The sequence below is a fragment of the Hymenobacter citatus genome, assembly GCF_014333615.1.
GTDB classification, from domain to species: Bacteria; Bacteroidota; Bacteroidia; order Cytophagales; family Hymenobacteraceae; genus Hymenobacter; species Hymenobacter citatus.
In genome coordinates this window covers 50805-72627 of the sequence record NZ_JACSCY010000002.1, presented here as the reverse complement: position 1 = coordinate 72627, position 21823 = coordinate 50805, and the positions used below count along the sequence as shown (strand labels likewise).

Sequence of the window (21823 nt, the reverse complement as noted above, 5' to 3'; positions counted from 1 at the left end):
CCACCAAGCGGCGGTTCATCCCCTCGGGGCTTATGCCCACGTACGTTCACACCAAGCCCACCACCAGTAAAACTACCGGCCAAGACGATAGGTGCACTGCACGGCTTGTCTAAATACAGCCCTGGGGAAACTTCAATTGTGTATGTTTAAGAAAGGTTTCGCAGTGGAGACCCACCATCTTGTGCCTCATCGTTGCTGAAGTTATTTATCCGAACGAGGTCATTGTGCGTCATTCGACAACGAGACACAAAATCTTGTGTCTTTCCTGCACATCATATCCACGGCACTACTTTCTTTCTCTTATCCTACCCCTCTCTGGTATGCCCCTTCCTACCCTCTCGCGCCTCGGCTGTGGCCTGAGCCTCGTAGTAGCTGCCCTCGGCAGCAGCTGCACCGCCAGCCGCAACACGCCTACCATCAACCACATTGCTGTGTACGTGTACGACCTTCCCAAGAGCGTTGCGTTCTACAAAGACGTACTGCAACTGCCTGAAATCCCGGAGCCCTTCCACGATGGCAAGCACGTGTGGCTTCGCCTCGGTCCGCACGCGCAGCTGCACTTGATCCAAGGCGCCACCGGTGTTATCGACCACGACAAAAACGCCCACCTGGCCTTCCACGTCAAGGATTTGGATGCCTTCGCTGCCCGCCTCACGCAGCTGCACATTCCCTACGGCAGCTGGACCGGCGAAGCCAACCAAACCACCCCCCGCCCCGATGGCATCAAGCAAGTCTACCTCAAAGACCCCGATGGCTTTTGGGTGGAGGTGAATGATGACCGGTTTTGAAACGGCAGGAAATCATAAAATAAGAACGTCATTCCGAGCCTGCCGAGGAATCTCGCGTGCTGATGTTGAATACTACCCAACATCAGCACGCGAGATTCCTCGGCAAGTTCGGAATGACGTTCTTTTATTCTCTACCCTATAATTCTACAACCGCCCCATGCACGTCTGCAAACTCTCGCGCCAGTGCGGAATGTTGAGGTTCAGCGTCTTTTTCACCTTGCTCTTGTCCATCACAGAGTAAGCAGGGCGGGTGGCTTTGGTGGGGTATTCGGCGGTGCGGATGGGCACCGTACGCACCTCTACCTTGCCTAGCTCGAAAATAGCCACGGCGAAATCGTACCAAGAAGTGAGACCCTCGTTGCTGTAGTGGTAGATACCGTACTCCTGGCTTTCTTGCTCGATGATGGTGAGCAAGCAGCCAGCCAGATCAATGGCGTAGGTAGGGGTGCCAGCCTGGTCCCAAATCACGCGCAGCTCGTCCCGCTCGCGGCCTAGGCGCAGCATGGTTTTCACGAAGTTGTTGGCGTATTCAGAATACAACCAGCTGGTGCGCAGGATGAAAAACTTGTCGGTGTGCTGGGCAATGGCCTGTTCGCCTTCCAGCTTGGTGAGGCCGTACACGCTGATGGGCTCGGCCAGGTCGGTTTCGGTGAGGGGCTCGTTGCCGGTGCCGGCAAACACAAAATCGGTGGAGACGTGCAGGAGTATGGTGTTGTGCTGGGCACACAGGCGGGCCAAGTTTTCGGCACCGTCGCGGTTCACGCGGCGGGCTATGGCTACCTCGTCCTCCGCCTTATCCACGGCCGTGTAGGCGGCGCAGTTGATGCAATAGGCCGGCTGGTGCTCGGCAAAAACTGCTTGCAGCTTTTCCAGGTCCAAGATATCGGCTTGCTCCTCGGGTAGAAACACGATGCCTGTGAGGCCGCGCTCCTGCGCTACGTGCTGCAAGCATTGCCCCAACTGACCGGAGGCACCAAAAACGAGGGTAGTTCCCATAAAAATCAATAGCGCTGCGTAAGTTCTCTCGCCACCAGCGGCGGAATGGCCCGCAAATTAGAGCATTTGAGGCAACATTAATGGCGCGGGGCTGTGCCCCGTGTCTACTATTTGCAGGCCTCTGGCCTGCGGTGGTACGCGCCGCTGGCATTGTTCGGGCGAATGCAGGCCAGAGGCCTGCGAATAGTAGACACGGGGCACAGCCCCACGCCATCGTTCTGAATAGCGAACTACGGTTTCTGGACGGGGCGCTTGTTGTCGATAGGCGTGAAGCGGGTTTCGCGGGGCTGCTTTTCGCTGAGGTAGCGCCAATAGCGTAGCGGCACGTGGCGGCGGTGCAGCTTCAGGTTGCGGCGCTCGGGGATGTTGGCGTGGTCGAAATAGGTTTGCCAAAGCAGCCGAAACAGCGGTTCCCGCTCGTCGAGCACCGTGGCCGACACGTCGGTGCGGCGCTGGGGGGTAGGCGCTTCAAACTGCACAATGTCGGTGCGGTGCAGGTCGTAGTAGAGGCCGTAGCCGCGGCGCCGGTCGAAGATCAGCCAGCGCTGGTCGGCGTAGCGCTTGGTGAAGTGGGGCGCGATGAGCGGCAGCACGTCGAAATCCGGCTCGATGGTGGCGTGAAACAGCTCGTCCTGGGTTTTCTCGAAGCGCACGAAGGCCTCCATGCGGTGCTTTTCCCTACCCAACTGCTGGCTAATGTGGGCAATGAGGCGCACCGTGTCGTCGGCCAGATTCTCGGATACGTCTACCCTACCCCGCGCCGCCACAGCCTGCTGCACAAAGCGGCAGATGAGCAGCTCCCGGTCGGGCCTTTCCGACAGAAACGTGTGGTAGAGCCGGCGGCGGGCGTCTTCGTTCATGTATTTCAATAGGCCCTGCCATACCCGCGTGGCCTTTTCCTCACTGGTATCGATGGAAATGGCCGCCGTGAACAGACCGCCCTGCACACTCCCGGCAGCCTGCACACTGTTGGGCACCGCTTTGCGCTCGTACATCTCCAGCACTACCGTCAGCAGGCCATCAAACGACCCATCGTAGACGTAATCCAGTCCTTTTGCCTGCTGATTTGCAATCATAACAATACCGTAAAATGCTGTTTTGCGTGTTCTGACTGGTTTTTTCAGCCACTTGACTTCTAATGACTTAAAGCGTATTACCCACCTACTGGGCGCTGTATGTCAGCTTTATTTTGTATTCTACGTAGCTGATTGGTATTCCTCCCTATTCAGCTCATCTAAAAGATTTTCTCCCGACACGCTACTTTTGTATTTGTGGAAAAACTACCGTGTATTCTGTTGGTCGACGACGACCCGGTGAACAACTTCCTAAATCAGCGCCTGTTGGAGAGTCTGGCAGTAGCCGACCAACTGCTGGTAGCCCAAAACGGCCGGGAGGCTTTCACGCTCCTGCACCAGCAGCACGAAGCGCACGAAACGCACGAAGCCTACCCTGCCCTGGTGCTTCTCGACATGAATATGCCGGTGATGAATGGCTTCGAGTTTTTGCAAGCGTATCAGCAGCTTCCGCCGGCGCAGCAACAGGCCCTCGTAATTGTGATGCTCACCAACTCGCTACAACCGCATGAGGTGGCACGCGCCCAACAGCTGCACGTGGCCGATTTTCTGAGCAAGCCGCTTACCCGCGAGAAAATCGATACAGTGCTGCAAACGCACTTCCACTACAGCCTACCTGGCGACACCCGCCACGCCTAACCGCACGCGGCTCACGGCTGCCCCAAAAACTCCAGCAGCAGCTGATTTACCCGCGCGGGCTCTTCGTGCTGCACCCAATGGCTGGCTTCGGGCAAGTAAAACAGCTCTCCTTGCTTGCAATACGCCAGACTTTGCTGAGCCAGCTCGGGTAGCAGAAAAGCGTCTTTACTGCCCCAGATGATGCGTACCGGCACCGTAATTGGGGTAGTGGGAGCGCGTCGCTGGTAGCGCACGGCCCGGTACCAGTTCACCATACCGCGCAGGGCACCGGGCTGCGCCCAGGCCATGCGGTACGCCGCCATATCAGCCTCCGAAAAAGTACCCGGCCGGCTGGTGCCTTGCAGCGCCCGGCGCAACGCTTTGTAGTGCCGCCAGCGCAGCCACCACTCGGGCAGCCGGGGCAGCTGAAAAAAGAACACATACCAGCTTTTGCGGCGCTGGCGGCCGTTGCGGCGCAGTGCCCGCGCCAGCACGGCCGGATGCGGCACATTCAACACGGCGGCCCGCTCTACGTGCGTAGGATGATGGGTAGCCAGCCACCACGTCACGGCCGCGCCCCAGTCGTGGCCCACGATGGTGGCCTTGTCCTTACCCGCCGCCTGTAGCAGACCCAGCACGTCGGCGGCCAGCTCCTCGATGCGGTAGTCGCGGAGGCGGGGCGGCTTGCTGCTGCGGTTGTAGCCGCGCTGGTCGGGCGCCCACACGCGGTAGCTCGCCTCGGCCAGCGCTTGTAGTTGTTGCTGCCAGCCGTACCAGAAATCGGGAAAGCCGTGCAGCAGCACAACCAGTGGCCCTTCCGATGGGCCGCACTGCACCACGTGCAATTGCTGCCCGTTGGTGGGCACGGTATAGTGTTCCAGCAAGTAGGTCATACGGCCCTATACCGCAACGGCCGCCGTAGGTTGCACGCCCCTACCCTACGCAGCCTCCGGGCGCTCCTGGCCTCCGGTCTGCGGCTGATTAGCCAAATACGCCGCCCGGCTTTGCTCGTGCAGCTGGCGCACCAGCGGCAGCAACTCGCTCAACTTACAACAGCACGCCATGCGCGCTACTTTCATCTGTCGGACTTTGGCACGGTGTGACACGGTCATGTTGTTGATGTGCTGGTGATGGATGAGCTAATGTGTTGATTCTTAATGTGCTGATAGTTGATGTCTGATGTGTTGTTGCGCGTTATCTAATCAATTAATAAACTGATAATCAACGAGTCAATCACCTCATCACCACATCAAAAATCAGCACATCAACCAGCCTGCGCGAACAGGTCGAGCTGCTGGGTGACGAGGGCGGAGCGCACGGAGCCGCTGCCAAACAGGATTTGCCGGCGGATGCTTTGCTCGTCGTACTCGCGCTTTTCCAGAGCCATGCCTTTGCAGGTGATGAAGTACTTGGCCCGCTTCAGGACTACCCCAAACTTGTGCAGGTTGTCGAGGGAGAGGGAGGTGAAGCGCCGCGCCGCCACAATGCGCTTGGCCGACTTGGCCCCGATGCCGGGCACGCGCAGAATCAGCTGGTAGTCCGCCGTGTTCACGTCTACCGGGAACATGTGGCGGTTGCGCAGCGCCCAGGCCAGCTTGGGGTCTATTTCGAGGTCGAGGTAGGGATGCTCGGGGTCCAAGATTTCGTCGGCCTGAAAGCCGTAGAAGCGCATCAGCCAGTCGGTTTGGTAGAGGCGGTGCTCCCGAATCACGGGCGGCTGCGTGAGCTGGGGTAGGCGGGCGTCGTCGGTGATGGGAATGTAGCCGGAGTAGTACACGCGCTTCAGCCCGTAGCCCTTGTAGAGCGAGTCGGTGAGCTGAATGATCTGGCGGTCGTTTTCGGCCGAAGCGCCCACAATGAGCTGGGTGCTCTGGCCGGCCGTGGCAAACTGCGGCACTTTCTTGAACAGCGCCTTTTCCTCCTTATTCTGCACGATGCCGTCCCGAATCTGGGCCATCGGCGTCAGGATTTCCTGGTAGTTTTTCTCCGGCGCCAGGTTCTGCAAGCTCATCTCCGAGGGCAGCTCGATGTTTACGCTGAGGCGGTCGGCGTACAGGCCAGCCTCCTGAATCAGCTCCTCCGAAGCGCCCGGAATGGCTTTCACGTGAATGTAGCCGTTGAACTTGTGCTCGGTGCGCAGCTTTTTGATGATGCGTACCAGGCGCTCCATGGTATAATCGGGTGAGGAGAAAATGCCGGAACTCAGGAACAGCCCTTCGATGTAGTTACGACGGTAGAAGTTCATGGTCAGATCCACCACCTCGTCCACCGTGAAGGCGGCGCGTTTCACGTCGTTGCTCTTGCGCGACACGCAGTAGGCGCAGTCGAAAATGCAGTGGTTAGTGAGCAGAATCTTGAGCAGCGACACGCAGCGGCCGTCCTCCGTGAAGGAGTGGCAGATGCCCATGCCCTCGGCGTTGCCCAGGCCTTTGTCCACATTTTTGCGCTTGCCGCCGCTGCTGGAGCACGATACATCGTACTTCGCCGCATCTGCCAAGATGCTTAGTTTTTCCTGGATTCGCTCGTTCATGTAAAAGTCTGCCTTTCGGGCCTAAAAGTATTGATTGATTCGCAATAAACCAGATAATAGCTAAGCTAATTTTTTTAGAAATAGTTTCGTAACATGAGCTTCTATTTTCTACTATATAGCCCGTCATTCCGAGCTTGCCGAGGAATCTCGCGTGCATCGTTGACCGTCATGCTGAGCGGAGTCGAAGCATCTCGCGTGCTCACGTTCGAATTACCACCTATCATCAGCACGCGAGATGCTTTGACTCCGCTCAGCATGACAGTCTGACTATAAAAAGTGGATGAGCCATTGCCGGCAACGCGCAATTTGCGGCCGCTTGCCGCCGTTACGCGGCCGCGCTGCTATTTCACACCGCACACAATCCTCGTAACTTGCCCGTTGCTGATTGGCTGCCTTTCTTCCTATGCGTTTCTGTGTTGCCTTCTTTCGCTTGTCACTACTCTGGCGCTTTGCGCTGGTAGCGGGGTGCTGGCTGTTGTGGGCACTACCCGCACAAGCGCAGCAGCCGGTGCGGGTGCTGGCCCCCGACACCACTGAAATAGCACAGCCCGACTCGCTGCGGCGGGGCTTCGATGAGGAGCGCCTACTCAATGGCCTGAAGGCGTACACCAAGCGCAAAACCATTGCCGGCAAGGCGGCGGCCATGCTGTTCCGCTTCACGCCGCCCCGCGAGGACCGGGCCGGCCTGGATGCTCAGTTGGTAGACCGGCAATTTGCCAAGCACAACTTCAAGATCGTGCGCCACATCAACATCACGCCGCTGGATGCCTTTGGCTACAATATCAACGACGTAAACCGCACGCCGCGCAACTTTCTGGAGAAGGCCGGCAACAGCCTGCACATTAAAACGGCCCGCTCGCGGGTGCGGCAGGTGCTACTATTTCGGCCGGGCCAGGAGCTAGACCCGCTGGATCTGGCCGAATCGGAACGTTTGCTGCGCCAAACGGCCGAGATTCTGGACGCCCGCGTGTTCGTGAACGAGGCCACCACTACCGCCGATAGCGTGGATATTGAGGTCATCACCAAAGACGTGTTCAGCATCAGTGGGGGCTTTCAGCTGCGCGATGTGGACGCGGCTGTTGTCGACCTGCGCGACATCAACTTCCTGGGCATGGGCCACCAGTTTCGCAACTCCTACCAATATGGTCGCAATCAACCCCAGAGTTGGTCGTACAAGGGTAGCTACCTGGTGCCGTTCCGCAACTTTCTGTATGGCCAAGTGCGCGTGCGCGACGAGTACCGCAACAAAGAGCAGAGCTTTAGCCTGAACCGGAGCTTCTACTCCGTGAACACGCGCTACGCCTATGCCCTCAACATCGACCACTACAACATAGACGCCACCCGCTACCCCGATACGCTATACAATCCGTTGCGCTACTACCGGCAGGACGTGTGGGTGGGCCGCTCCCTGCGCCTGCCCAGCTACGACCTGGGCTACGACAACCCCGGCCGCCTGGTGGTGGCGGCGCGGGCCATCAATACCCGCGTTATCCTCTCGCCCTACCCCGAGTATCGCACCAATACCTTGCTGTATGGCACGCTGGGCTACACCGTGCGCCGCTATTATAAAGACAAATACCTGTTCGGTTTTGGCCGAACGGAGGACATTCCGACGGGCTCCATCTACAGCTTCACGACGGGCTACGAGCTGAACGCCAAGCAGAACCGCCACTACTATGGCATCAGGGCGGCGTATGCGGGCTATAGTCCGCTGCGGGGCTACCTCTACCTCAATGCCGAGTTCAGCAGCTATTTGCTCCGCCCCCAAAACAGCTGGCAGCAAGGCCAGCTCAACACCGAATTGCTGTATTTCACGCCCCTCTACCGCACCGGCAACTTCCAGTGGCGCCACTTTTTCTGGAACCGCTCTACTCTGGGTTTCAACCGCTTGACCGACGAGGCGCCGCTGGTCATTGATGGCAACCGGGGTTTGCGGGGTTTCAACTCCAACCAAACCCTGCGCGGGCAGAGCCGCTTTATTCTGAACTACGAGGCCAACGTATTTACGCCCCTCTCATTTCTGGGCTTCCGGGTAGCGGCGGTGGCCTTTGCCGATGCGGCTTGGCTTTCGGGCGGCGGGCAGGCAATTCCTTTCTCCGATAAGCCCTACACCGGATTCGGCCTAGGCCTGCGCTTCCGCAACGAATACACGGTGCTGCGCACGTTTCAGTTCTTTTTGGGCTACTACCCCCGCGGTCAAATCAGCGGCGACGGGTTCCGGATTTTCCAGTCGTCGCGCTCCTATTATGGCTTCAACGATTTCAGCATCGGTCAGCCCAGCATCACCACCTACCAGTAGGTTGAGAATTGAAAATTGATACATACGCGTCGTGTGCCGGTCCGACGCCGTAGGCGTCCGACCGGTTGTCGTAGAACGAGCTTCGTGCTGACGTCTACCCACACGGCACAGGCATCAGCAACGACGACCGGTCGGACGCCTACGGCGTCGGACCGGCACACGACGCACGCGGTAGATCTGAATTAAAAATTGAGAATTAAAAATTAAGAATTGACCTTTGCCGACGGAATGGCGGGGTTCCGTGCGGTAAGGCGCCGGCCCAGTCTGCGGGCTGCATCCCGACCGCGACGCCCCAAAACGGCAGAGAGTACCGTATGCGTTTGCTTGCCTCACCTTCCCCAAACCACCCCGAATGAAAAGGTTTTCTGCTTTTTTAATTCTTAATTCATAATTCTTAATTTCTAATTAAAAAGCATGCTTTTAGGTGATTACAACGATTTGGAGGTAGCCCGCGAGGTGGATTTCGGCATGTACCTGATTTCCGACGACGGCGACATTCTGCTGCCCGCCAAGTACATACCAGATGGTACCAGGGTAGGCGACACGGTGCGCGTGTTTGTGTACCGCGACTCCGAAGACCGCCTGATTGCTACCAATTTAGAGCCCTACGCGCTGGTGGGCCAGTTCGCTACCCTCACCGTGCGCGACGTATCAGGGGTAGGCGCTTTCCTGAACTGGGGCCTGGAGAAAGACCTGCTGATTCCGCACAGCAACCTGCGCCGCACCCTGCGCCCAGGGGATAGGGCCACCGTGTTCGTCTACCTCGATGAAACCACCGACCGCATTGTGGCCTCGGCCAAGTGGGAGTGGTTCCTCAGCGACCAGCCCTACCCCGGCAAAGCCGGCGACACCGCCGAGCTGCTCATTGCTGACGAAACCGACCTGGGCTACAAAGCCATTGTCGACGGCACCCACCAGGGCCTGCTCTACCACAATGAGGTGTTCAAGCCCCTGCGCCTCGGCGACGTGCACACCGGCTACGTGCGCCAGGTGCGCCCCGACGGCAAGCTCGACCTCACCATCCAGCGCCCCGGCTACGACGAAGCCCTGGCCGCCGCCGACGACCTGCTGGCCGCCCTGCGCAAAACCGGCTCCCTCCCCCTCGGCGACAAAAGCGAACCAGACGACATCTACCGCCGCCTGGGCATGAGCAAAAAGGTGTTCAAAAAGGCGCTGGGCAGCCTATACAAGCAAGGATTGGTGACGCTCGCGCCGCTGGAAACGCGGTTGGCGGGAGAGGAATAAGGATAGGAGGACAAGAGAGTGTAAGGGTAGGAAGTGTGTTATCCTGAGTGCAGCGAAGGACCTTCTCACGCTAGAACGACAAGTGTAACAACGACTCGTTCTGACGTGATAAGGTCCTTCGCTGCGCTCAGGATGACAGACATCTTATTGTCTGCTACCCCCACACCCTCTCACCCCCTACCCTCTACCTCCGCCGCCGCACTCGCTCGGCTATGCCGAGTGAGGCTTACGCTTGAGGGGCTATGCCCCGAATCCGTTCGTGCCGCTTGCCGAGGGCCGTGCCAACGTGAAGCAAACGCGCGCAGCAAAGCTGCTTGGGCATAGTACTCACTCGGCATAGCCGAGCGAGTGCGGCAAGAACGACAGACGTACCAACGACTCGTTCAACTGTGAGAAGGTCCTTCGTCGCCGCTTGATGCGCGGAATGCTCAGGATGACACACTTCCTACCCTCCTCCCCCCATACCCTCACGCCCTACCCTTAAACCCTCCCCCGCTGTATCCCCAATTCCAACCCGCGTAGCTCGGCCAGGCCGCGTAGGCGGCCGATGGCGGAGTAGCCGGGATTGGTCTTTTTGGTGAGGTCGTCGAGCATCTGATGGCCGTGGTCGGGACGCATGGGTAGGGCAACTTCGCGCTGCTGCATTACTTCTACCAACTCCTTCATCACCCGGTACATATCCACGTCGCCTTCCAGGTGGTTGTCCTCGTAGAAGTCGCCGGCGGCGTTGCGGCGGGTGCTGCGCAGGTGGATGAAGTGGATGCGGTCGGCGAACTGGCGCACCATGGCGGGCAGGTCGTTTTCGGGGATGACGCCGAACGAGCCGGTGCAGAAGCACAGCCCGTTGCTGGGCGAGGGTACGGCGGCAAACAGCGCGGCCACGTCGGCGGCGGTGCTCACCACCCGCGGCAGGCCCAGGATGGCGTAGGGCGGATCGTCGGGGTGAATAACGAGGCGCACGCCGGCTTCCTCGGCTACCGGCGCTACTTCGCTCAGGAAGTGGATGAGGTGCTGCCGCAGCCGCGCCGCATCAATGCCCTGGTAGGCATCCAGCGCCTGCTGGAACTGCGCCAGCGTGAAGCTTTCCTCGCTGCCAGGTAGGCCAGCAATGATGTTGCGCTGCAATTGCATCTGCTCGGCTTCGCTCATACCGGCCAGGCGCTGGCGGGCGGCCTCCAACTCCGCGGCCGTATAGTCTTGCTCGGCGCCTTGGCGCTTCAATAGCAGCGTATCAAAGGCCACAAAGGCGGCTCGCTCGAAGCGCAAGGCCCGCGAGCCGTCGGGCATGGGGTAGCTCAGGTCGGTGCGCGTCCAGTCCAGTACGGGCATGAAGTTGTAGGTGACCGTGCGAATCCCGCACGCCCCCAGGTTGCGCAACGACTCTTTGTAGTTCTCGATATACTGCTGATATCCTGCGGCCTGCGTCTTGATAGCCTCGTGCACGGGCACGCTTTCTACTACACTCCACACCAGACCGGCCTCTTCAATTTCGACCTGCCGCTGCTGGATTTCGACCTCCGGCCATACTACCCCGTTCGGTAAGTGATGCAGGGCCGTGACGACGCCGGTACAGCCTGCTTGCCGAATATCAGCCAGCGAAACGGGGTCGGAAGAACCAAACCAGCGCATGGTTTGCTCCAGGAAATAGGGTTGTTGGGGCATTGTGGAGTGTATAGTTTTTATGATTCAGGACGTAGGCGTCGCCTGCCGGTCCGACGCCGTAGGCGTCCGACCGGTTGCCGCCTGCTGCCGTTGCACGAGCTGCGTGCTGATGCCTACCCAGCCCGCCTCCTGGTGGCGCGGCTGTCAGCAACGGCAACCGGTCTGACGCCTACGGCGTCGGACCGGCACACGGCCGCAGACGATGCGTGTGTACCGGCGCAAGGGGCGGCTGCAAGCCGCCCCTACCTCGCACGATGGGTTTACACGCCGCCAAAAATAGAAAAGCCGCCGTCCACGCAAATCATGGAGCCGGTCACGAATTTGGAGGCGTCGCTGAGCAGCCATACCAGGGCGCCCTGCAATTCATCGGGGTGGCCGAAGCGCTGGAAGGGCGTTTGGCGGATGACTTTTTCGCCGCGGGCGGTGAAGCTGCCGTCGGGGTTGGTGAGCAGGCTACGGTTTTGCTCGGTGAGGAAGAAGCCGGGCGCCAAGGCATTCATGCGCAGCTTGTCGCCGTAGCGGTTAGCCATTTCCACCGCAAACCACTGGTTATAGCAGTCCACGGCGGCTTTGCCCATGTTGTAGCCCAGCACCTTGGTAATGGCCCGCTTGGAATTCATGGAGGAGATGTTGACGATGCTACCCGCGCCCGACTCGGCCAGGGCCGGCCCGAACACTTGGGTAGGCAGCACGGTGCCCCACACGTTCAGGTCCATCACGCGCTTCATACCGGCCAGGTTCATTTTGAACACATCCTCGGCGGGGTCCAATACGCCATCGGGAGCATTGCCGCCGGCGCCATTCACGAGGCCATCCATCCGCCCAAACGTATCCATTACCTGCTGACAGGCGACTTGCAGCTCGGTTTCTTCCAGCACATCGGCCACCAGCGCCACGGCCCTACCCCCTTGCTGCTGAATGGCTTCGGCGCGAGCCTGGGCTACCTCAGCGTTGCGCCCCAGGATGCCTACGGCGCCACCCGCCGCCACAATGCCGTTAATGAAAGCGTCGCCCAAAATGCCGGTGCCGCCGGTTACCACTATTACTTTGTCCCGCAGGGAAAACGAATCGGTCATGCAAAAGCTGCTAAAATGATGCTTTGGAAGTTATTTGAGTTAGATCGGTAAGTCGTTGGAACGATGTAGAGACGCATACTTGCGTCTTGTCGTTGAACGAAATCCAGCCACGCGGCGCGGCCGACGAGACGCAACTATGCGTCTCTACATCGTTCAACACAGCTACTCAGCGCCCTACCCTACACGTTGTATTCGGGCTGCCACCGCTCAATGGTGCGATTGTAGATAGCCTGGTTGGCCATGTGCACGGTGCAGGCCACTTTGGCCCCGGTGAAGACATTGGAATCGGGCAGCTTTTTTTCGTGCACGGTGCGGTGAAACTCGTTCAGCGCGTACCAGGAACCATCCTTCAGCGGGCCGGTTTGGATGGGAATGCCGCCGTTTTTGTCCCAGGTGATTTTGGTGGCGCCCGTCACGCCGTCCACGGTGCCGTACTCTTTCAGCGTGTCCTTTTCGGGGTAGTACACGCCCTCGTCGATGAGCAGGGAGATGGTGCCGCGGGTGCCTTTCAGCTTGAACAGGTAGCCGTCGTAGGCATTGCCGCAGGTGGCGCCGAAGTTGCCGACCATGCCCTCCTTGGCGTAACGCGCCATCACCTGTACGTTGTCGTAGGTTTCGCGGCCGTCCTTGTAGTAGTCGATGCCGCCGGTGCCAAACAGCTCGTCGGCGTGGGTGTTGAAGGCCCAGTTGATGAAGTCGATCTGGTGGGAAAGCAGCTCGGCGGCCAGCCCACCCGAGTACTCGCGGTACATGCGCCAGTTGATTTTGCGCTCCAGTCCCGGCTCGGGCACGTGCCGGCGCCAGCTGCCGTTCCGGTCCCAGCGGCAGTCAATCTGCGTCACCTTGCCCAGATAGCCCTTGTCGATCATCTCCTTCACCTTATAATAGAGCGGCGAGTAACGGTACTGGTGCCCTACCTGCACCGTTTGGTTAGGCCGCTGCCGGGCCAGCTGCACCAGCTCCAGGGCCTGCGGAATGTCGTAGGTCATGGTTTTTTCGAGGTACACCTGCTTGCCGGCCAGCAGCGAGGCCTTGGCTACCTCAAAATGCAGGTAGAGGGGCACGGCAATAATCACGGCCTCCACTTGGCGCGAGTCCAGCAGGGCGCGGTAGTCGAGGTAGGTTTTGGCTTTCGCGGCCGATTTCACCTTCAGGGCATTGGTGAGGCGGAACGGCAGCTCGTCACACAGGGCCGTCACTTCATACTTATCGGGTAGGTCATTGATGATCTTGAGCAGGCCCGTGCCCCGGTCGCCGCAGCCAATGACGCCCACTTTGAGCTTACCGGCCGCAGCGGGCGCGGCAAAGGCATCCATCATCTGGCTGTGCAGCAGCAACCCACTGGTCAGCAGCCCGGTTTTCTTGATAAAATCTCGGCGGAGGAAGTCAGTTGTCATGGATGGAGCAGGAGTTTGGTAAAGCCCGAAGTAGCCGTATCAGCCACGGCGCCACTAGGGCGCTGATAAATAAAATAAGCCTGAAGATCAGGATTTTGTCGCAAAAACGACAGGGCGCGGTCTAGCCCCATGCCCATCAGGGCGTTGTCGTAGGCGTCGGCCGTGAGGGCATCGGAGGCTACCACGGTCACGCTAATCAACTCATTGCGAAAGGGGTAGCCCGTTTTGGGGTTGATGAGGTGCGCCGCTGGCTGCCCCCCTACCCGCCGAAACTTGCGGTAGTTGCCGGAGGTGGTGACGCCGCCCGCCGTGAGGCCAATCACCTGCTGCAAGGCCGGCGCAGCGAAGGCGCTGGTATCGGGCCGCTCGATGCCGATGCGCAGCAGCTCGCCGCCCGGCTGCCGGTGGCCCCGCACCCGCAGCTCGCCGCCCAGCTCCACCACGTAGTCCCGAATGCCGTGGCGCTCTAGCAGGGCCGCCAACACATCCACGGTATAGCCCTGGGCAATGCCGTTGAGGTCGAGGTGCAGGGTAGGCACTTGCTTGAGCAGCGAATCGCCGCGCAACGTCAGCTTGTCGGAGCCTACGCTGCGCAGGAGGGTCTTAATAGTGGCGGGGGTAGGCGCCCCGGCCGCGGGCTGGTGGCCGAAGCCCCAGGCCTGCACCAGTGGCTCTACGGTGGCATCAAACAGGCCATCGGTGGCGCGGTACACCTCCAGGGCCTTGCGCACCACGCGTTGCAGGTGCTGGTCGGCGCGCACGCCCCGCGGGGCGGCGTTGAAGCGGTTGATGAGGGAACCTGCCTGGTAGAGCGACAGCGAGGCGTCTATTTCGGCCAGTTGTTGCGTCACTTCGGCCTTGGTTACGAGGCTATCGGTAGCGTAGTACGTGAGGGTATAGGTAGTGCCCTGGGCATAGCCGCGCAGCTGAAACGCCCGCACCACGGGAACCGGCGCGTGGCTCCAGAAACAAGCTAGTATGAGCAGTAAAAATCGCACTACGGAATGGTAAGGCAGGAGGCAGTCGACAAGCTACAGCCCTTTTAGGGAACTCTATACTTTGTCTGTGCACTATCTACGGAAACGTTTGCATAGATTATACAGCGGTTTTTTTGAAGTGGAAGTTCCTTTCCATAGGTTTACTAATCCCGTCAAGTGCCTCACATGTATCTTATTTCGCATAGTGCAGCATCGTTCTTTCGTTCTCGCTGGAGCCGCAAACGTTAGCGTACCTGCGTCAATGCAGTAAGCTAGACAGTGGTAGGCATTCGATGAGCACCCAACACCTCGGTATGCGCTGGGCTACCGAGCAACTATTGGGAAACCAGTGTTTCTATTCGTCGGCGAGAAGCCTCAGCAGCCGAGCTATGCTTCTAAAAAAGAGTAGCTTACTCCCCCCCCAACAACGACTCTGTACCACCTTATCCCCTATTCCTTGAAACCAACGACCTTTCTGACCGCCTGCGCCACTACCTTCTGCCTAACAGCCTTCCACCAACCGCCGGCACCCTCGCCCGCCGACGCCTGGCAAAACCTGTTCGACGGCAAAACGCTGAAGGGCTGGAAGAAACTGGCCGGTACCGCCGACTACAAGGTGGAAAACGGCGCCATTGTGGGCACCACCGTGATGAACTCCGGCAACACGTTTCTGGTGACGGAGAAAGAGTACGGCGACTTTGTGCTGGAACTCGATATCAAAATGGAAAGCACTGAGGGCAACTCCGGCGTGCAAACCCGCAGCCACTTCGACTCGCCCCAGCAGAAGGGCAAGGTGTATGGCCGGCAGGTGGAAATAGACCCCTCGGCGCGGAGCTGGTCGGGTGGCATCTACGACGAGGCGCGCCGGCAGTGGCTCTACCCTCTGGACCTGCACCCCGAGGCCAAAACGGCCTACAAGGCCGGGCAGTACAACCACCTCAAAATTGAGTGCATCGGCAACGAGACGAAAACGTGGCTCAACAACGTGCCCGTGGCCTACGTGGTAGACCCGCTGGACCCCAAGGGCTTTATTGGCCTGCAAGTGCATGGCATCAGCGACAAAGCACAGGAGGGCAAGAAAATCTACTTCAAGGATATCAAAATCAAGACCACCAACTTGCAGCCTACCCCTTTCCCGGCTGATGTGTACGTGGTAAACTTTGAGCCCAACGCACTCACAGCTAGCGAAAAGAAAGGCGGCTGGAAGCTGCTGTTCGACGGCAAAACCAACAAGGGCTGGCATAGCGCCAAGGGTGGCGCCTTCCCGACCCAGGGCTGGCAGGTGACGGACGGTACCATGACGGTGCTGTCGTCGGAAGGCAAGGAGGCAGCCAACGGCGGCGACATTGTGAGCGACAACCAGTACGGCGCCTTCGACCTGTCGTTTGAGTTCAAGCTGACGCCCGGCGCCAACAGCGGCGTGAAGTACTTCGTGACCCTGGACGAGAAAACGAAAGGCTCGGCTATTGGCTTGGAATACCAGGTGCTCGACGACGAGCTGCACCCCGACGCCAAGCTTGGGCGCGACGGCAACCGCACCCTAGCCTCGCTCTACGACCTGATTAAGGCCGATAAGTCGCCGCGCTTTATCCATCCTATTGGCGAGTGGAACGTGGGCCGCGTGGTGGTCTACCCCAACAACCACGTGGAGCACTACCTCAATGGCTCGAAGGTACTGGAGTACGAGCGTGGCTCCAAAGACTTTAAAGATTTGGTAGCCATCAGCAAATACAAGGTGTGGCCTAACTTCGGGGAAGCGCCAAAAGGTCACCTGCTATTGCAAGACCACGGCAACCGCGTTTCTTTCCGCAGCATCAAGATAAAAGAACTGAAATAGTCCCTGCCCCACCCCCGAACAGCTAAATACAAACTACTATGTCTACTCCCCGTCGTGTTTTTCTTCAACAATTAGCCGTGGCCGGTGCCGGTGCCATGCTGCCGCAGGTGGCGTGGTCGGCCAGCAGCTACAAACGCATTATTGGTGCCAACGACCGGGTGCGGGTAGGCGTGGTCGGCTTTTCCGACCGCCACCGCAACACCCACATGCCCTGTTTTTTGAACCACTACAAAGAGTTGAACTTCGACTTGGTAGGCGTATCCGATATCTGGAAGCGCCGCCGCGAGGAAGGAGCTGCCATGTGGAAAGAGAAAATGGGCCATAACGTGGCGGCCTACCGCAACAATGAGGAAATGTACGCTAGCAAGGGCATCGACGCGGTGTTCATTGGCACGGCCGATTTTCAGCACGCCCTGCACACCATTGAGGCGGTGAAGGCCGGCTGCGACGCCTACGTGGAAAAGCCCTTTGCCGAAACCATGGCTGACAACCGCGCGGCCCTGAAGGCCGTGAAGGCTTCGAAGCAGATTATCCAAATAGGTTCGCAACGCCGCAGTGGCGCCAATTACAAAGCCGCCGAGCAGTACATCAAGTCGGGTAAGTTTGGGCCCATCACGATGGTAGAGCTGAGCTGGAACGTGAATCAGCCGGGCCGATGGCGTCGGCCAGAGTTGGTGAGCGAGCTGCGCCAGGAAGACATTGACTGGAAGCGCTACCTGATGAACCGCCCGATGGAAGCCTACGACCCGCGCAAGTACCTGGAGTACCGCTTGTTCTGGCCCTACTCCTCGGGCCTGCCGGGTCAGTGGATGTCGCACCAGATTGACACCGTGCACTGGTTTACGGGCCTGAAGCACCCGCGCAGCGTGGTGGCCAACGGTGGTATTTATATGTGGAAAGACGGCCGCCGCAACTGGGACACCATCACGTCGGTGTTCGACTATGGCCCGGAGAACGACCCGTCGCAGGGCTTTCAGGTGGTGTTTGCCTCGCGCATGCACAACGGCGACGAGCGCCCGGCCGAAATTTATTACTCCAACGGTGGCGAGTTAAACCTGATTACCAACAAGGTGTCGCCTAGCGGTGGCCTCACCAAGCGCCACGCCGAAGCCATGCACATGCAGCCTAACCTGTTGCAGGAGTTCAGCCTGTCGAACACCGAAGCGGCGGTGGCTTCGGCCAATACCGGCGGCGACGTGCTGACCTCCAACCACGTGCGCAACTGGATGGAGTGCATTCGCAGCCGCAAGGAAACCAACGCGCCCGTGGAGGCCGGCTACAGCCACTCCATTGCCAACATCATGACCACCGCCGCCAGCCACACCGGCCTGAAAGCCACTTTCGACGAAAAAACGCAGGAAGTGATGGTAGGCGGCAAGGTGTTTACCATTTGATAAGCTCCTACCTAACCTGAGTTGCGGAGCAGCCGCGTAGCGGTGCAAGAAAAGGCGTTTCTTGCACCGCTACGCGGCGCGGCAGTCCGGAAATGCTTTTTTCTACAAACCTTCCGCCGCTACGCGGCTGCTCCGCAACTCAGGTTAGCTATAGTCTTTCTTTTGTGGAGAGGAAGCTCGGCCGCGAAGCCCTAGCATTGCTTGCCCAGATTTGTATGAAGAAGATCCTCTACCTACTCTTGCTCAGCGGCTTCAGCGCACACGCGCAGCAGGCGCAACCTGTACGACTGGCCAAAGACCCGAAGGCCCACAAAATCGATGTGTTTGTGGGCAAGCAGCTCTTTACCAGCTTCCTCTACCCCGATACGCTGGAGAAGCCCGTGCTCTACCCCTTGCGTGCGGCCAATGGCACAGTAGTTACCCGCGGCTTTCCCGTGGCGCCCCAACCCGACGACCCTACCGACCACCCCCACCACCTGGGTCTGTGGTTCAACTTCGAGAACGTGAACGGCCTGGATTTCTGGAACAACTCCTACGCCATTCCGGCCGAGAAAAAGGCGGGTTACGGTTGGATTCGGACGGATAAGATTCTAGAAACCACTAACGGCCCTACCGGCACGCTCGCCTACCACGCCAACTGGACCAACCAGCAACGCGACGTGCTCCTGGAGGAAACCACCCGCCTGGAATTCAGCGGCACTGCCCAACAGCGCATCATCGACCGCTATACTATCCTGAAGGCGAATACCACCGTCACCTTCACCGATGCCAAAGACGGCATGCTGGGCTTGCGCCTGGCTCACGCCCTGCAAATCCCGGAGACGAAAGATCAAAAGTTCACTGACGATAAAGGCAACGTGACGGTGGTGAAGGGTGGCACCGATAAGGTAGCCAACGGCACCTACCTCACCAGCGCCGGCAAGCGCGGCAACGACGCCTGGAGCACCCGCGCCGCCTGGTGCATGGCCTACGGCAAAATGGGCACCGACTCCGTCAGCGTCGCCATCATCGACCACCCGGCCAACCCAAACTACCCTACCTTCTGGCACGCCCGCGGCTATGGCTTGTTTGCTGCCAACCCTTTGGGCGAGAAGGTATTTACGGAAGGGAAATCGGCTAAAAACCTACAGCTTAAAAAAGGCGAGTCGGTGAGCTTCCGCTACCGCGTCGTTATCAGCAACGGCACGAAGGTGCTGGCACCGGCACAAGTGGAGGAATCAGCTGCCAGCTTTGCCAAGAAGCGCGTGGCCGCAACTAAATAGGCTTGTCGGTAGGCCGTCGGCTTCTTCCCCGGCAACGCCCTACCCCCATTGCAAAGCCCGGCCAACTGGCCGGGCTTTTTGCGTGGTACTGCTCAGGAGCAAGAAGTAGGTGTTGTCCTCCCACAGAGCTCTTCGCAGCACAGTCATTTCAAGCAGAAACGCAAATAATGGCTATTTTTCGGGATGAACCCCGTCAATCTCAAACAACTTGCTCAGGAACTGAACCTGTCGGTATCCACCGTTTCCAGGGCATTGAGCGACAGCTACGAGATAAGCGCGACCACCAAAGCCAAGGTGCAGGAGCTGGCCCGGCAACTGGGCTACGAGCCCAACCCCTACGCCAGCAGCCTGCGCCGGCAGAAAAGCAAAACTATTGGCGTGGTGATTCCGGAAGTAGCCAACAACTTTTTCTCATTGGCTATCAATGGCATTGAGGAGGTAGCCCGCGAAAACGACTACCACGTGCTGATCTACCTCACCCACGACGATGCCGCGCAGGAGGCCACCATTGTGCAACACCTTGCCAGCGGCCGGGTGGATGGGCTACTGGCCTCTGTGGCGGGTGCCACGCAGGATTTCACCCACTTCGGCAAGCTACAGGCCCGGCGCACGCCCATGGTGTTTTTCGACCGGGTGTGCGAGGAGTTTGCTACCGCCAAAATCACCACCGACGACTACCAAAGCGGCTACCAGGCCACTCAGCATTTGCTGGAGGCCGGCTGCCGCCACATTGCCCACCTGCTTATCTCCGACCGCCTCTCCATTGGGCAAAAGCGGCTGCAAGGCTACCACGACGCCCTACAGGCCCACGGCTTCACGCCCGACCCTACCCTGCTGCTGCACGGTACCTCCGATAAAGACCGTAATCAAACCTTAGTGCAGGAGCTGCTGCAGCAAAATCCGGCTATCGACGGCATCTTTGCCTCCGTCGAAACGCTGGCCATGAGCAGCTACCTGGCGTGCCGGCAGTTGGGCCGCCGCATTCCGGAAGACGTGAAGATCATCAGCTTTTCCAATCTGGAAATTGCTGATCTGCTCGACCCGCCCCTCACCACCATTGCCCAACCTGCGTACGAAATGGGTAGGGAAGCGGCGCGCATTCTGTTCAAAGCAATCCTCAAGAATCGCCCAATCCTACCTACTCAGAGCCAGGAGCTGAAATCGAAACTCATCAAGCGCCGCTCCACGGCGGTTTTATAGGTAGCTAGCCACAACCGTAGAGGTGCATCCTTGCGTCTCTACGGTCGAACGACCCCGGCGACGCGGACGACAAGACGAAAGGATGCGTCTCTACAGCCATGTATAGCCCCTGCGGTTTCACAACATGCAAAGCCCCGGACAACAGCTGTTGTCCGGGGCTTTGCATGTTGTGGGGAGCTGCTTAGCGCACCCGGCCGCGGCTGCCACCCTGTACTGGCCCACGGCTCTGGCCCTGCACGTTGTTGCCGCGGTACGAAGGCCGGGGCGTGTTGCGGTACGTGGTGTTGGGACGTACGTAGTTTTGCCGTACTACCCCCCGCGGCGCACGGCGCGGAGTGGGCTGCACTATCACAGTTGTGTGGTTGCGGTAGTAGGGCCGGGCATACGGACGGTAGCCGTACGGGCGGCCATAGTAGGGATACGCCCTACCATAGTACGGACCGGCACCGTAGTACGGGCCAGCACCATAATACGGGCCAACGTCGCCGTAGCCCACGCCACCCGAGGCTACGCAGCCGCTCAGCAAGCTGCCAGCGGCAAAAAGGAGAAGTAAGGCGGGTATTTTCAGAAATTTTTTCATAGTATGTAGAGAGCAGCTTGTCAGGGACTTACTGCCTTTTAGTTGATGATATACTGATTAGACGCCTGCCACCCCCCAAAGGTTTAATCGGCCTGCACAGATAAATTATCCAGCTACCCACCGGCCACAAAAAAAGCCCGGCACGCGGCCGGGCTTTTAGATTTGAAAGGAAGCGCCTGAGTTATTTCTTGGCGCTGTACTCGTCGTTGAGGTACTTCAGCACAGGGGCCGTAATATCCAGCTCCTTTCGGGCGTAGGCAATGGCGCCGCCCGGTGAGGAAATCAGGATCATGCGGTAGCCGTGCTCTTTGCCATACTTCTCGATTTGCTTCTCCACGCGGTCGAGCACGGTTTTGGTCATTTTGGCTTCTTCCTGGGCTGCCTGCTGCTGCAATTGCTGCTGCTTCTGGCCCGCCTGGGCTTCCTGCTGCTGCAGGCTCTGCTCGGTGGCGGCACGCTGCTCGTTGGTCAGCGACTGGGCGGTTTGCTGATACTTCTGCACGGCGGCCTGGAAGTTGCGCACCAGCGCATCGTTTTGCGCCTGCCAGCCTTTGGCCTTGGCCTCGAAGCTCTTGCGGGCTACCTGCATCCCTTTATAGCCTTCCAGCAATTTGTTTGATTCTACGTAGGCCACTTTGTTGGTATCAGCACTAGCCACGGTGGCTACCTCATCCACGGCCACCTCGGCAGTGGAATCGGCCGCTATGGCCACCTTGGGGGTAGCGGCGGCTGGGGCAGCGGTGGGGCGGGAGGAGTAGTGCAGGTAAAACAGCACGGCGACGGCCAGAGCCAAAACGACGTTGACAATGAGTTGAGAGGACTTATTCATTCGCAGAAAAAGGAGAATAGGTAGATCAGCCCGTTACGGGCGGAACAAAGAAACAGAAAA

At 59.0% G+C, this 21823-nt stretch carries 19 protein-coding genes; 8 read left to right on the top strand and 11 right to left on the bottom strand.

The window, feature by feature from the left end; all coding sequences use genetic code 11:
• Positions 1-320 precede the first annotated feature (320 nt).
• Complete coding sequence (locus H8B15_RS02640; protein WP_187318114.1) at positions 321-788, top strand: VOC family protein; 468 nt, start codon at positions 321-323, stop codon at positions 786-788.
• Between the two features lie 144 nt (positions 789-932).
• Here H8B15_RS02640 and rfbD read toward each other — a convergent pair whose 3' ends face one another.
• Both rfbD and H8B15_RS02630 read right to left on the bottom strand, forming a co-directional pair.
• Positions 933-1784: a dTDP-4-dehydrorhamnose reductase gene (rfbD, locus tag H8B15_RS02635; RefSeq protein WP_187318113.1), complete on the bottom strand. Its 852-nt coding sequence runs from the start codon at positions 1782-1784 to the stop codon at positions 933-935.
• 230 nt (positions 1785-2014) lie between these two features.
• Positions 2015-2860 carry a TIGR03915 family putative DNA repair protein gene (locus H8B15_RS02630; RefSeq protein WP_187318112.1) on the bottom strand — a complete coding sequence of 282 codons (846 nt, stop codon included), beginning with the start codon at positions 2858-2860 and terminating at the stop codon, positions 2015-2017.
• A gap of 195 nt (positions 2861-3055) precedes the next feature.
• Here H8B15_RS02630 and H8B15_RS02625 point away from each other — a divergent pair, with 195 nt between their 5' ends.
• Positions 3056-3496, top strand: coding sequence for a response regulator (locus H8B15_RS02625; protein WP_187318111.1), 441 nt, complete (start codon positions 3056-3058; stop codon positions 3494-3496).
• 11 nt (positions 3497-3507) lie between these two features.
• Here H8B15_RS02625 and H8B15_RS02620 read toward each other — a convergent pair whose 3' ends face one another.
• The 3 genes from H8B15_RS02620 to H8B15_RS02610 all read right to left on the bottom strand — a co-directional run bounded on the left by H8B15_RS02620 (position 3508) and on the right by H8B15_RS02610 (position 6005).
• On the bottom strand, positions 3508-4368 hold the full coding sequence (locus H8B15_RS02620; protein WP_187318110.1) for an alpha/beta fold hydrolase: 861 nt from the start codon (positions 4366-4368) through the stop codon (positions 3508-3510).
• A 45-nt stretch (positions 4369-4413) separates the two neighbouring features.
• Positions 4414-4587, bottom strand: coding sequence for a hypothetical protein (locus H8B15_RS02615; protein WP_187318109.1), 174 nt, complete (start codon positions 4585-4587; stop codon positions 4414-4416).
• Between the two features lie 152 nt (positions 4588-4739).
• Positions 4740-6005 (bottom strand): putative DNA modification/repair radical SAM protein, encoded by a 1266-nt coding sequence (locus tag H8B15_RS02610; RefSeq protein WP_187318108.1) that lies wholly within the window; start codon positions 6003-6005, stop codon positions 4740-4742.
• Positions 6006-6408: 403 nt separating this feature from the next.
• Between H8B15_RS02610 and H8B15_RS02605 the strand changes: the two genes are divergently transcribed.
• Together H8B15_RS02605 and H8B15_RS02600 are read left to right on the top strand one after the other, a co-directional pair.
• Positions 6409-8304, top strand: coding sequence for a BamA/TamA family outer membrane protein (locus tag H8B15_RS02605; protein ID WP_187318107.1), 1896 nt, complete (start codon positions 6409-6411; stop codon positions 8302-8304).
• Between the two features lie 414 nt (positions 8305-8718).
• Positions 8719-9549, top strand: coding sequence for a CvfB family protein (locus H8B15_RS02600; RefSeq protein WP_187318106.1), 831 nt, complete (start codon positions 8719-8721; stop codon positions 9547-9549).
• Positions 9550-10029: 480 nt separating this feature from the next.
• Here the strand turns inward: H8B15_RS02600 and uxuA are convergent, their stop codons facing one another.
• The 4 genes from uxuA to H8B15_RS02580 form a co-directional block, all read right to left on the bottom strand.
• Entirely contained in the window at positions 10030-11211 is a 1182-nt protein-coding gene (uxuA, locus tag H8B15_RS02595; protein WP_216859058.1) for a mannonate dehydratase, read from the bottom strand.
• Positions 11212-11471: 260 nt separating this feature from the next.
• A complete protein-coding gene (locus H8B15_RS02590) occupies positions 11472-12287 on the bottom strand; it encodes an SDR family oxidoreductase (protein WP_187318105.1) in 816 nt (271 codons plus the stop codon).
• Positions 12288-12466: 179 nt separating this feature from the next.
• Positions 12467-13684, bottom strand: coding sequence for a Gfo/Idh/MocA family protein (locus tag H8B15_RS02585; RefSeq protein ID WP_187318104.1), 1218 nt, complete (start codon positions 13682-13684; stop codon positions 12467-12469).
• Positions 13681-14682 carry an FAD:protein FMN transferase gene (locus H8B15_RS02580; protein ID WP_216859057.1) on the bottom strand — a complete coding sequence of 334 codons (1002 nt, stop codon included), beginning with the start codon at positions 14680-14682 and terminating at the stop codon, positions 13681-13683. The genes H8B15_RS02585 and H8B15_RS02580 overlap by 4 nt, the downstream gene beginning before the upstream one ends.
• Before the next feature lie 436 nt (positions 14683-15118).
• On the opposite strand from H8B15_RS02580, the gene H8B15_RS02575 reads away from it, so the two are divergent.
• From H8B15_RS02575 to H8B15_RS02560, 4 genes are all read left to right on the top strand, one after another.
• Entirely contained in the window at positions 15119-16498 is a 1380-nt protein-coding gene (locus H8B15_RS02575) for a 3-keto-disaccharide hydrolase (RefSeq protein ID WP_246455295.1), read from the top strand.
• Positions 16499-16536: 38 nt separating this feature from the next.
• Positions 16537-17892, top strand: a complete 1356-nt coding sequence (locus H8B15_RS02570) for a Gfo/Idh/MocA family protein (RefSeq protein ID WP_187318103.1) — start codon at positions 16537-16539, stop codon at positions 17890-17892.
• Between the two features lie 215 nt (positions 17893-18107).
• On the top strand, positions 18108-19154 hold the full coding sequence (locus tag H8B15_RS02565) for a DUF6807 domain-containing protein (RefSeq protein ID WP_187318102.1): 1047 nt from the start codon (positions 18108-18110) through the stop codon (positions 19152-19154).
• 183 nt (positions 19155-19337) lie between these two features.
• The gene (locus H8B15_RS02560) at positions 19338-20354 is read left to right on the top strand and encodes a LacI family DNA-binding transcriptional regulator (protein ID WP_187318101.1); all 1017 of its coding nucleotides are present in this window, start codon (positions 19338-19340) and stop codon (positions 20352-20354) included.
• A gap of 181 nt (positions 20355-20535) precedes the next feature.
• Here the strand turns inward: H8B15_RS02560 and H8B15_RS02555 are convergent, their stop codons facing one another.
• Together H8B15_RS02555 and H8B15_RS02550 are read right to left on the bottom strand one after the other, a co-directional pair.
• Positions 20536-20934: a hypothetical protein gene (locus tag H8B15_RS02555; protein ID WP_187318100.1), complete on the bottom strand. Its 399-nt coding sequence runs from the start codon at positions 20932-20934 to the stop codon at positions 20536-20538.
• A gap of 181 nt (positions 20935-21115) precedes the next feature.
• The gene (locus tag H8B15_RS02550; protein WP_187318099.1) at positions 21116-21763 is read right to left on the bottom strand and encodes an OmpH/Skp family outer membrane protein; all 648 of its coding nucleotides are present in this window, start codon (positions 21761-21763) and stop codon (positions 21116-21118) included.
• Between the last annotated feature and the right edge of the window lie 60 nt (positions 21764-21823).